Raw genomic sequence first — 13,557 nt, forward strand, 5'->3', positions numbered from 1 at the left:
ATGGCCAACGAAGACAAGGTCCTCGCCTACCTGCGAAAGGTGACGAGCGAGCTCGACGACGCGAAGCGGAAGCTGCGTGAGCTCGACCGCGAGGGCCAGGAGCCCATCGCGATCGTCGGCATGGGCTGTCGTTTTCCCGGCGGTGTGTCGTCCCCCGACGAGCTGTGGCGGTTCGTGGAGTCCGGCGGTGACGCCATCGGCGGCATGCCGGGCGACCGCGGCTGGGAGCTGAACCTGGACGACGACCCCGAGGCCGCGGGCAGCGCGTACGTGGCCGACGGCGGCTTCCTGCACGACGCCGCCGAGTTCGACGCCAACTTCTTCGGCATCAGCCCCCGCGAGGCGCTGGCCATGGACCCGCAGCAGCGCGTGCTGCTGGAGGCGTCCTGGGAGACGCTGGAGCACGCGGGCATCGACCCGCACACCCTGCGTGGTAGCCGGACCGGCGTGTTCGTCGGCGCGGCCCAGTACCAGTACGGCAACGCGGCCGAGACCGCCGACGCCGAGGACGGCGTCGAGGGCTACCTGCTCACCGGCAACGCGACCAGCGTCGCCTCCGGCCGCATCTCCTACACCCTGGGCCTGGAAGGGCCCGCCGTCACGATCGACACCGCGTGCTCCTCCTCGCTGGTCGCGCTGCACTGGGCGATCCAGGCGCTGCGCTCCGGCGAGTGCACGCTCGCGCTCGCGGGCGGTGTCGCGGTCATGGCGACCCCCGGCATGTTCGTCGAGTTCTCCCGCCAGCGCGGCCTGTCCACCGACGGCCGTTGCAAGGCGTTCTCCGCCGACGCGGACGGCACCGGCTGGGCCGAGGGCGTCGGCATGCTGGCCGTCGAGAAGCTGTCCGACGCCCGCCGCAACGGCCACCAGGTCCTCGCGATCGTCCGCGGCTCCGCCATCAACCAGGACGGCGCGTCCAACGGTCTGAGCGCCCCCAACGGTCTCGCCCAGGAGCGCGTCATCGCGCAGGCGCTGGCGTCCGGCAAGCTCTCACCGTCCGATGTGGACGCGGTCGAGGCGCACGGCACCGGCACGAAGCTCGGCGACCCGATCGAGGCGCAGGCCCTGCTCGCCGCGTACGGCCAGGACCGCGAGACCCCGCTGCTGCTGGGCTCGTTCAAGTCCAACATCGGTCACGCCCAGGCCGCAGCCGGTGTCGCCGGTGTCATCAAGATGGTCATGGCGATCCGCAACGGCGTCGTCCCGAAGACGCTGCACGCCGACAACCCCACCCCGCACGTCGACTGGGCCTCCGGAGCCGTCGAGCTGGTCACCGAGACCACGCCGTGGCCCTCGGTCGACCGCCCGCGCCGTGCCGCCGTGTCGTCGTTCGGCATTTCCGGCACCAACGCCCACACGATCCTGGAGCAGGCGCCCGACAGCGTTGACGAGACCGAGCGGGTGTCGCTCCCCGCCGTTCCGCTGCTGCTGTCGGCGAAGACCCCCGACGCCCTGCGGGCCCAGGCCGCGCGGCTCGTCGCGCTGATCGACGGCGACGTCGACCTGACCGACGTGGCGTACTCGTTGGCCACCAAGCGTTCCCGCTTCGACCACGCCGCCGTGCTGGTCGGCGAGGACCGCGCCGAACTGGTCGCGGGCCTGCGCGCGTTCGCCGAGGACGGCCCCGTCACGGACCTCGTGCGCGGCGCCTCCGACGTGCGCGGCAAGACCGCCTTCGTGTTCCCCGGCCAGGGTTCGCAGTGGGTCGGCATGGCCGGTGACCTGCTGGACGCCTCGCCGGTGTTCGCCGCCCGGATCGCCGAGTGCGAGCAGGCGCTGTCCGCGCACGTCGACTGGTCGCTGACCGCCGTGCTGCGCGCCGAGGAGGGCGCCGCGAGCCTGGACCGCGTCGACGTCGTCCAGCCCGCGCTGTTCTCGGTCATGGTCTCCCTCGCGGCGCTGTGGCAGTCGTACGGGATCAAGCCCGACGCCGTCATCGGCCACTCGCAGGGCGAGATCGCCGCCGCGTGCGTCGCGGGCGCGCTCTCTCTGGAGGACGCCGCGCTCGTCGTCGCCCTGCGCGGCAAGGCGCTCATCGCGCTGGCGGGCAAGAGCGGCATGGCCTCGGTCGGCCTCCCGCTCGACACCCTGCGCGAGAGGATCGCCGACGTGGCGGGCGTGACGATCGCGACGATCAACGGCCCGCGCTCCGTCACGCTCTCCGGCGAGCCCGAGGTGCTCGACCGCCTGGTCGCCGAGCTGGAGGCGGAGGGTGTGCGCGCCCGGCGCATCCGCGTCGACTACGCCTCGCACTCGCCGGTCGTCGAGATCATCCGGGACGAGGTGCTGGCCGCGCTCGCCCCGATCACCCCGCGCGCCACCACGATCCCCATGTTCTCCTCCGTCACCGGCGAGCTGGTCGACGGCGGCGAGCTGAACGCCGAGTACTGGTACGGCAACGCCCGCGGCACGGTCGTGTTCGGCCCGACGGTGGAAACCATGATCGGCCAGGGCTTTCGCGCGTTCGTGGAGGTCAGCCCGCACCCGGTGCTCACCATGCCGGTGCAGGACATGCTCGACAACGCCGACGCCACCGGCCTCGCCCTCGGCTCGCTGCGCCGTGACCACGGCGGCCAGCGCCGCTTCCTCACCTCGTTGGCCGAGGCGCACGTCCGCGGCCTGGCCGTCGACTGGACCCCGGTGTTCGCCGGGTCCGGCGCCCGCTCGGTCGAACTGCCCACCTACGCGTTCCAGCACCGCCGCTACTGGCTGATCGGCGGCGCCTCGTCCGTCGTCGACGTCACGGCCGCCGGGCTGGGCGAGGCGGACCACCCGCTGCTCGGCGCGGTCGTCGACCTGTCCGACGACGGCGGTGTCGTGTTCACCGGCCGCGTGTCGGTCGGCACCCACCCGTGGCTCGGCGACCACGTCGTGTCCGGCCTGGTGTTCGTGCCCGGCACCGCCTTCGTCGACCTCGCCATCCGCGCGGCCGACCACGTCGGCTGCGCGCTGCTGGACGAGCTGACCGTGCAGGCGCCGCTGGTGCTGCCCGAGCACGGCGCCGTGCAGCTCCAGGTCGCCGTGGCCGAGGCCGACTCGGCGGGCCGCCGCTCGTTCACCGTCTCCGCCCGCCAGGACGAGGGCGCCTGGGTCCGGCACGCGACCGGCACCCTCGCGCCGACTTCGCTCGGCGATCAGGGTGACTTGACAACCTGGCCGCCGAAGGACGCCGAGCCCGTCGCGTTGGACGGCCTCTACGACGCCCTCGCGGCCGGTGGCCTGCACTACGGCCCGGTGTTCCAGGGCCTGCGCGCGGTGTGGCGCGACGGTGACGCCGTCTACGCCGAGGCCGCGCTGCCCGAGGGCACGGACGTCGACGGCTTCGGCCTGCACCCCGCGCTGCTGGACGCCTCGCTGCACGCCATCGCGCACGGCGAGTTCCTCAGCTCGGCCGACGGCCCGTGGCTGCCGTTCTCCTGGAGCGGCGTCGAGTTGCAGGCCGCCGGCGCGACCGCGCTGCGCGTCCGGATCACCCGCGCCGGCACCGACGCGGTCTCGCTGCTCGTCGCCGACGGCGCCGGTCAGCCGGTCGCGTCCGTGGAATCGCTGGTGCTGCGGGCGATCTCGACCGACCAGCTCAGCGCCGTCCGCTCCACCACCTCCGACTCGCTGTTCAAGCTCACCTGGACCCCGGTCACCGAGGGCGCCGACTCCGAGGCCCCCGCCGTCGTCATCCCGGTGCGCGGCACCAACGACGTCGACTCGGTCCACTCCACCGCGCACTCCACGCTCCAGCTCGTGCAGGAGTGGCTGGGCGGTGACCACGAGGAGCGCCTGGTCCTCGTCACCACGAACGCCGTCGCCACGGCCGGTGAGGACGTGCTCGACCTCGCCGCCGCGGCGGCCCGCGGCCTCATCCGCTCCGCGCAGTCGGAGAACCCCGGCCGGATCCTGCTGGTCGACACCGACGGCCTGCCGTCGTCGGAGTCGGCGCTGAGCATCGCGCTCGCCGCCGACGAGTCCGAGGTCGCCATCCGCGACGGCGTCGTCCTCGCGCCGCGCCTGGCCAAGGCGGTCTCGGCGGGTGACGCCCCGGTCGTCGACGGCGCCGTGCTCGTCACCGGCGGCACCGGGGGACTGGGCGCGCTGCTCGCCAAGCACCTCGTCACCGCCCACGGCGTGCGGACCCTGGTCCTGACCTCCCGCCGGGGCCCCGACGCCGACGGCGCGCCCGCGCTGCTGGACGAACTGGCCGCTCTCGGCGCCGACGCCCGGATCGTGGCCTGCGACGCCGCCGACCGCGACGCGCTGGCCGCCGTGCTGGCCGACATCCGGGCCGAGCACCGGATCGCGGGCGTCGTGCACGCGGCCGGTGTGCTGGACGACGGCGTCCTCGCCTCCCTGACGCCGGAACGCCTCGACGCCGTGCTGCGGCCCAAGGTCGACGCCGCCTGGCACCTGCACGACCTCACCGCCGACGACGACCTCGCGCTGTTCGTCTCCTTCTCCTCCGCGGCCGGTGTGCTCGGGTCGCCCGGTCAGGGCAACTACGCCGCCGCGAACGCGTTCCTCGACGCCCTCACCGCCCACCGCCGCGCCACCGGCCTGCCCGCGGTGTCGCTGGCCTGGGGCCTGTGGGAGCGCGCGAGCGGGATGTCCGGCGCGATGGGCTCCGGCGGCCAGGAACGGTTGTCGCGCGGCGGTTTCAGCGCGCTGACCGACGCCGAGGGCCTGGCGCTGTTCGACGCCGCCCTCACCACCGGCGACGACCTGCTGCTGCCGGTCCGCGTCACGTTGAGCGCCCTCAAGGCCTCCGACGGTTCCGTGCCCCGCCTCTGGCGCGGACTCGTCCGCACCACCACCCGCCGCAAGGCGACCGCCGCCGACGAGGCCGCCGTGGCGGGGCTCGCGGGCCGGTTGGCCGCGCTGCCCGAGGACGAGCGGCTGCCCGAGGTCCTGGAGATCGTCCGCGCCTACGTGGCCGCGGTGCTCGGCTACGGCTCGGGGTCCGAAGTGGACGCGAGCCGGGCCTTCAAGGAACTCGGCTTCGACTCGCTGACCGCCGTCGAGTTCCGCAACCAGCTCTCCGCCGCGACCGGTCTCCGGCTGCCCGCGACGCTGGTGTTCGACTACCCGACCTCCGCCGTCCTCACCGACTTCCTCTGCGGCGAGCTGCTCGGCACCGTGCCCGCCGCCGAGGTCGCCGCGAAGCCCGCCGCCCGCAAGAACACCGACGAGCCGCTGGCCATCGTGTCGATGGCGTGCCGCTTCCCCGGCGGCATCGCCTCGCCGGAAGACCTGTGGCAGGTCATGACGGACGGCGTGGACGCGATCTCGCCGTTCCCCACCGACCGCGGCTGGGACCTGGACCTGCTGCGCCAGGCGCTGGACTCGACCGAGGCCGGGTTCCTGCACAACGCCAGCTCGTTCGACTCCGCGTTCTTCGGCATCACGCCCCGCGAAGCCGTCGCGATGGACCCGCAGCAGCGCCTACTGCTGGAGGTCTCCTACGAGACGTTCGAGCGCGCGGGCCTCGACCCCGCCACGCTGCGCGGCAGCCGGACCGGCGTCTTCACCGGCCTGATGTACCACGACTACGTCAACGGCCTGACCACGATCCCGGAGGAGGTGTCCGGCTACCTGGGCACCGGCAACTCCGGCAGCGTCGCGTCCGGCCGCGTCTCCTACACCTTCGGCCTGGAGGGCCCGGCCGTCACGATCGACACGGCCTGCTCCTCCTCGCTGGTCGCGCTGCACGTGGCCACGCAGTCGCTGCGCAGCGGCGAGTGCGACCTGGCGCTGGTCGGTGGTGTCGCCGTCATGGCGACGCCCGGCACGTTCGTCGACTTCGCCAGCCAGGGCGGCATGGCCCCCAACGGCCGCTGCAAGCCGTTCGCCGCCGCGGCCGACGGCGCGACCTGGTCCGAGGGCATCGGCCTGCTGCTCGTCGAGCGGCTGTCCGACGCCCAGCGCAACGGTCACCAGGTCCTCGCGCTGGTGCGCGGCTCCGCGGTGAACCAGGACGGCGCGTCGAACGGCCTGACCGCCCCGAACGGGCCCTCGCAGCAGCGGGTCATCAAGGCCGCCTTGGCCGACGCCGGACTGTCCACTCAGGACGTCGACGTGGTCGAGGGTCACGGCACCGGCACGAAGCTGGGCGACCCGATCGAGGCGCAGGCGCTGCTGGCCACCTACGGCCAGGACCGCGAGCGCCCGCTGCTGCTGGGCGCTCTGAAGTCCAACCTGGGCCACACGCAGGCCGCCGCGGGTGTCGCGGGCATCATCAAGATGGTGCTGGCCATGCGCCACGGCGTCCTGCCCCGCACGCTGCACACCGACGCGCCGACCCCGCAGGTCGACTGGACCGCCGGTGACGTCGAGCTGATCACCGAGCAGATCGACTGGCCGACCACCGGCCACCCGCGCCGCGCGGGCGTTTCCTCGTTCGGCATCGGTGGCACGAACGCCCACACGATCATTGAGCAGGCGCCTGAAGCCGCGAATAGCGGCTTCAGAAGTTCTGATCCTTCCCGGTTTGTCGGCGTGGCTCTTGAGCGTGTTTCGCTGCCGGTCACGCCGGTGGTGTTGTCGGCCAAGAGCGCGGACGCCCTGCTGGGCCAGGCGTCGAACCTGGAGTCGATCGCGGACTCCGTCGACCTGACCGACCTCGCGTTCTCCGCCGCCACGACCCGCGCCCACCTGGAGCACCGGGCCGTCGTGGTCGCCACCGACACCGACGACCTGCTGTCCGGCCTGAAGGCACTGGCGGTGCGGGACACCGTGGTGCAGGGCAAGACCGCCATCCTGTTCACCGGCCAGGGTTCCCAGCGGCTCGGCATGGGCCGCGAGCTGTACAACTCCTACCCGGTGTTCGCCAAGGCGTTCGACGACGTGTGCGCCGTGCTGGACGTGCCGGTCGCCGAGATCGTCTTCGGCATCGACTCCGACGCGCTGAACCGGACCGGCAACGCGCAGCCCGCCCTGTTCGCCCTGGAAGTGGCGCTGTACCGGCTGGTCGAGTCGTGGGGCGTCAAGCCGGACGCCGTCGGCGGCCACTCCATCGGCGAGATCGCCGCCGCCCACGTGGCGGGTGTCCTCTCCCTCGAGGACGCCGCCACGCTGGTCTCCGCGCGTGGTCGCCTGATGCAGGCACTGCCGACCGGTGGCGCGATGGTCGCGATCCAGGCCACCGAGTCCGAGGTGCTGCCGCTCATCGGTAACGACGTTTCGATTGCTGCGGTGAACGGGCCGAACTCGGTCGTCGTCGCGGGCACCGAGGTCGCCGTGCAGCAGGTCGTCGCGCACTTCCTCGATCGGAAGTCCAAGCGCCTGACCGTGTCGCACGCGTTCCACTCGCCGCTGATGGACCCGATGCTGGACGACTTCCGCGCCGTCGTGGGAACCCTGACCTTCACCGACCCCAAGATCGCCGTGCTCGGCGACGTGACCGACCCGGAGTACTGGGTCCGCCACGTGCGCGGCACCGTCCGGTTCGCCGACACCGTCACCACCCTCGAAGCCCAGGGCGTCAAGACTTTCCTGGAGTTGGGCCCCGACGGCGTGCTCACCGCGATGGCCGCCGACAGCGTCGAGGACGCGGCCCTGGTCGCGGGCCTGCGCAAGGACCGCCCGGAAGCCCGGTCGATCGTCACGGCGCTCGCCACGCTGCACGCCCGCGGCGTCAAGGTCGACTGGACCGCGTTCTTCGCGGGCACCGGCGCCCGCCGGGTCGACCTGCCCACCTACGCGTTCCAGCACGAGCAGTACTGGCTGGAGCGCCCGGCGATCACCGCCGAGGTGGACGAGGTCGAGGCCGAGTTCTGGGACGCCGTCGAGCGCGAGGACCTGGAGTCGCTGGCCACCTCGCTGTCGCTGGGGAGCGAGACCGTCGGCACCGTCCTGCCCGCGTTGGCGCAGTGGCGCCGCGAACGCCGTGGCGAGTCCACTGTGGAGGGCTGGCGCTACCGGGTCGAGTGGCGGCACACGACGCCCGTCGCGGCCACCGCGTCCGGCCGCTGGCTGCTGGTCGGCGCCGAAGACCTGGCACTGCCGGGTGTCGAGATCGTCCGCGTCGCCGCCTCGGCGGACCGCGCGGCTCTGGTTGAGCGGGTGGAGGCCGTCGGCGAGGTCGATGGGGTGCTCTCCACCTGCACGGACGTCGCCGAGGTGCTTGCGCTCGTGCAAGCCCTTGGCGACGCCGGGATCTCGGCGCCGCTGTGGTGCACGACCCGTGGCGCGGTCACGACCGGCCGCGCCGACGTGGTCGACCACCCCGACCAGGCCACGATCTGGGGCCTGGGACTGGTCGCGGGGCTGGAGCACCCCGACCGCTGGGGCGGTCTGATCGACCTCCCCGAGACGCTGGACCAGCGCGGGTACGAGCGGGTCGCCGCCGTGCTCGCCGGAACCGAGGACCAGGTCGCTCTGCGCGGTTCGGGTGTCTTCGCCCGCCGCCTGGCGCACGGGCGGACCGCTGAGGCTGTAGGGGGCTTCGCACCGCGTGGGACCGTGCTCGTCACCGGGGGCACCGGCGCACTTGGCGCGCGGGTCGCCCACTGGCTGGCGGAGGCAGGCGCGGAGCACCTGGTCCTCACCTCACGCCGCGGCGCCACCGCGCCCGGCGCCACCGAACTGGCCGCCTCCCTCGAGGCGACGGGCGTCCGCGTGACGCTGGCCGCCTGCGACGTCGCCGACCGCGACGCCGTGGCCGCGCTGGTCGCGGAGTTCCCGCCGAACGCCGTCATCCACGCCGCGGGCGCCGAGCAGTTCACCCCGCTGTCCGAGTACGACCCGGCCGACTTCGCCGCGCTGCTGGCCCCGAAGGTCGACGGCGCGCGGAACCTGGACGAGCTGGTCGGCGAGGTCGACGCGTTCGTCCTGTTCTCCTCGATCGCGGGCACGTGGGGCAGCGGCGGCCAGTCCGCCTACGCCGCCGCGAACGCCTACCTGGACGCCCTCGCCGAGTCCCGCCGCGCCCGTGGCCTCACCGCGCTGTCGGTGGCCTGGGGCGCGTGGGCCGAAGCGGGCATGGCCACCGGTGACGCGGGGGAGCAGTTGCGCCGCCGCGGTGTCACCGCGATGAACCCCGACGCCGCGCTCACCGCGCTGCGCCAGGCGATCCGCTTCGACGACACCGCCGTCGCGGTCGCCGACATCGACTGGTCGCTGTTCGCCCCGGTCTTCACCACGCTGCGCCCCAGCCCGCTGATCAGCGACCTCCCCGAGGTCCGCGCGGCACTGGAAGCCGCTCCGACGCAGGACGCGCCCAGCGCGTCCAGGTTCTCCGCGCTGTCGGCGCGGGACCGGTCCCGCGCGCTGCTCGACCTGGTCCGGGCGCAGGCCGCGATCGTCTGCGGTTACGCCTCCGGTGACGACATCACCAGCACCCGACCGTTCCGCGAGCTGGGCTTCGACTCGCTCACCGCCGTGGAGCTGCGCAACAAGCTGACCGCCGAGACCGGCCTGTCGCTGCCCGCGACGCTGGTCTTCGACTACCCGACGCCCGCCGTGCTCGCCGAGCACCTCGACAGCCAGTTCGGCGGCGCGGGCGCGGCCCTGGACACCACCACCGCCAACACCCCGCTGGACGACGAGCCGATCGCGATCGTCGCGATGTCCTGCCGCTTCCCCGGTGGCGTCTCGTCGCCGGAGCAGTTGTGGCAGCTCGTCGCCGAGGGTCGCGACGCGATCTCGCCGTTCCCGAGCGATCGCGGTTGGGACGCCGACGCGCTGTTCGACGCCGACCCGGACAGCCAGGGCTCGTCCTACGTCGTGGAAGGCGGGTTCCTGAAGGGGATCAGCCAGTTCGACCCGGCGTTCTTCGGCATCTCGCCCCGTGAAGCCCTCGCCATGGACCCGCAGCAGCGGCTGCTGCTGGAGACCTCGTGGGAGGTCTTCGAGCGGGCCGGTCTCGACCCGACCTCGTTGCGCGGCGAGCAGATCGGCGTGTTCGCGGGCACCGCGAACCAGGACTACTCCGCCCTGCTGGTCGCGGGCGGCGACAACGTCGAGGGCTACCTCGGCACCGGCAACATCACCAGCGTCGCCTCCGGCCGGGTGTCCTACACCTTCGGCCTCGAGGGCCCGGCCGTCACGGTCGACACGGCCTGCTCGTCCTCGCTGGTCGCACTGCACCTCGCCGCCCAGGCGCTGCGCAGCGGTGAGTGCACGATGGCGCTGGCGGGCGGCGTGACGATCATGTCCACGCCCGGCACGTTCGTCGAGTTCTCCCGCCAGCGCGGTCTCGCGACCGACGGCCGCTGCAAGGCGTTCGCGGCGTCGGCCGACGGCACCGGCTGGGGCGAGGGCGTCGGCATGCTCCTGGTGGAGCGCCTCTCCGACGCGCAGCGCAACGGCCACCAGGTGTTGGCGGTCGTGCGCGGCTCGGCCGTGAACCAGGACGGTGCCTCGAACGGCCTCACCGCCCCGAACGGCCCGTCGCAGCAGCGCGTGATCCGCCAGGCGCTCGCCAACGCCGGACTGTCCACTTCGGACGTCGACGTGGTCGAGGCGCACGGCACCGGCACGAAGCTCGGCGACCCGATCGAGGCGCAGGCCGTGCTCGCGACCTACGGCCAGGACCGCGAAACCCCGCTGCTGCTGGGATCACTCAAGTCCAACATCGGCCACGCCCAGTCGGCGGCCGGTGTCGGCGGCATCATCAAGATGGTCATGGCGATCCGCCACGGCGTCGCCCCCAAGACGCTGCACGTCGACGAGCCGTCCCCGAAGGTCGACTGGACGTCCGGCGCGGTCGAACTGCTGACCGAGGCCCGTGAGTGGCCCACGACCGGTCGCCCGCGTCGCGCGGCGGTGTCGTCGTTCGGCATTAGCGGCACCAACGCCCACACGATCATCGAGCAGGCGCCAGTCGCCGAAGAGGTCGAGTCGGGTCGCAGTGCTCTACCGGTTTTGCCGCTGGTTTTGTCGGCGAAGACGCCGGAAGCCCTGGTGGACCAGGCCGAACGCCTGCTCGACCACCTGGACCACACCACCGCCGACCTGACCGACACGGCGTTCTCCGCCGCGACCACTCGCGCCCACCTGGAGCACGGCGCGGTCGTCGTCGGGGACCAGGACGACCTCGTCCGCGGTCTGACCGCACTGGTTCGCGGCGACCAGGACGCCTCGCTGGTCCGCGGCACCGCCGCCGAAGGTCGACTCGCCATCCTGTTCACCGGTCAGGGCTCCCAGCGGCTCGGCATGGGCCGCGAGCTGTACGCCGCGTTCCCCGTGTTCGCCGACGCCTACGACGCCGTGTGCGCCCACTTCGAGCGGCCGATCAACGACGCCGAGATCCTCACCCACACCGGCACGACGCAGCCCGCGCTGTTCGCGCTGGAAGTGGCGCTGTACCGCCTGGTCGAGTCGTTCGGCGTCCGCCCCGACTTCGTCGGCGGCCACTCCATCGGCGAGATCGCCGCCGCCCACGTGGCCGGTGTCCTCACCCTGGAGGACGCCGCGAAGCTGGTCGAGACCCGCGGCAGGCTCATGCAGGCCCTCCCGGCCGGTGGCGCGATGGTCGCCCTCCAGGCCGCCGAAGAAGAGGTGCTCCCGCATCTCGATAACAACGTTTCCATTGCCGCGATCAACGGACCGAACTCCGTGGTCGTCGCGGGAGACGAAACCGCTGTCGCCCAGGTCATCGCCCAGTTCGCCGACCGGAAGTCCAAGCGCCTCACCGTGTCGCACGCGTTCCACTCGCCGCTGATGGACCCGATGCTGGACGAGTTCCGCGCCGTGGTCTCGAAGCTGGCGTTCACCGAGCCGACGATCGCGATGCTGGGCGACGTCACGGACCCGGAGTACTGGGTCGCCCACGTCCGCGAAGCGGTCCGGTTCGCCGACACCGTCACGACCCTCGAATCCCGTGGTGCCGGCACGTTCCTGGAGTTGGGCCCGGACGCGGTCCTCACGGCGATGGGCGCGGACAGCGTCACCGACGCCGTGCTGGTCCCCGCGCTCCGCGCCGACCGCCCCGAGGCCGCGACCCTGGTTCGCGCGCTGGGTTCGTTGCACGCACTCGGCAACCGGGTCGACTGGACCGCGTACTTCGCCGGTTCCGGTGCCCGCTGGGTCGAGCTGCCCACCTACGCGTTCCAGCGCGAGCGCTTCTGGCCGCAGCCCGCGCAGGGCTGGGCCGACGTGTCCGCGATCGGTCTGCGGGACGTCGACCACCCGATGCTCGGCGCGGCCCTGTCGCTGGCCGACGGTGATGGCTTGGTCCTGACCGGTCGCCTGTCGACCGCCGCGCAGCCGTGGCTGGCGGACCACGTCGTCCTCGGCTCGATCCTGGTGCCCGGCACCGCGTTCGTGGAGCTGGCGCTGCACGCGGGGGAGCAGGTCGGCCTCGACCTCCTCGAAGAGCTGACCCTCGAAGCCCCGCTCGCCATCCCGGAGCACGGTGACGTGGCGCTCCAGCTCACGGTCGCCGCCGAGGACAACGGCCGCCGCGCGCTCCAGGTGCACTCCAGCGTCGCCGACGGCCCGTGGACCCGGCACGCCAGCGGTTCCCTCGCCACCGGCACGGGTGTCCGGAACGGCCTGACCGAATGGCCGCCCGCGAACGCGGAGGCCGTCGACCTCACCGGTTTCTACGACGCGCTGGCCGAGTCGGGCTACGGCTACGGCCCGGCGTTCCAGGGCCTCAAGTCCGCCTGGGTGCGCGACGACGAGGTGTTCGTCGAGGTGGAGGTGGCCGACGCCAAGGGCTTCGGCATCCACCCGGCGCTGCTGGACTCCGCCCTGCACGCCGCTGGTCTCGGCGGTCTGCTGCCCGACACCGACGTGGTGCGCATCCCGTTCGCCTGGACCGACGTTTCCCTGACCGCGGTAGGCGCCAACGCCCTGCGGGTGAGGCTGTCGCGCGGCAAGCACGACGGCATCACCCTCGACGTGGCCGACCTGACCGGTGCTCCGGTCGCACGGGTCGAGTCGCTGGTGCTGCGCCAGGTCTCGGCCGACCAGGTCGCGGTCAAGTCCACCACCGACTCGCTGTTCAAGGTCGACTGGGTCACCGTTCCCACCACCGACGCGACGGTGTCGTTCACCGAGCTGGACGGCGACCTCGCCGCCCTCGTCGACGTGCCGGACGCGGTACTGGTGTCCCCGGCCGACGCGTCGGAAGCACTCACCCTCGCCCAGACCTGGCTCGCCGACGACCGGTTCGCCGAGTCGACGCTGGCGTTCGTCACCAGGGGTGCCGTGTCGACGGCGGGCGAGGACGTCACGGACCTGGCCGCGGCCGGGATCTGGGGCCTCATCCGCTCGGCGCAGACCGAGCACCCCGAGCGGTTCGCGCTGCTCGACCTCGACGGTCAGGAGGCTTCTCACGGTGTGCTGTCCCACGCGCTGGTTCCGGGGGCCCCTCAACTGGCACTCCGCGACGGCGAGGCCCGCGCGCCGCGTCTGGGGCGCGTGGCTCCGGCCGTGGGGGCAGCGCCCGCGCTCGACCCGACCGGCACGGTACTGATCACCGGCGCCACCGGGGCGCTCGGCGGCCTGGTCGCCAAGCACCTGGTGACCCAGTACGACGTCACGAACCTGCTGCTGGTCAGCAGGCGCGGCGAGGACGCCCCCGGCACCACTGAACTGGCCACCGAACTCGCCGGACTCGGC

General features: G+C 73.0%; 1 protein-coding gene (cut by a window edge). It reads left to right on the top strand.

Annotated features, from left to right (window positions below):
* On the top strand, nucleotides 1-13,557 hold the 5' portion of the coding sequence (locus NZH93_RS21015; protein WP_259624852.1) for a type I polyketide synthase. It continues 6,177 nt past the right edge of the window; 13,557 of the gene's 19,734 nt are visible here — the first part of the coding sequence; its start codon is at nucleotides 1-3; the stop codon falls past the right edge of the window.

It is taken from the genome of Umezawaea endophytica, assembly GCF_025061645.1.
Taxonomy (GTDB): domain Bacteria; phylum Actinomycetota; class Actinomycetes; order Mycobacteriales; family Pseudonocardiaceae; genus Umezawaea; species Umezawaea endophytica.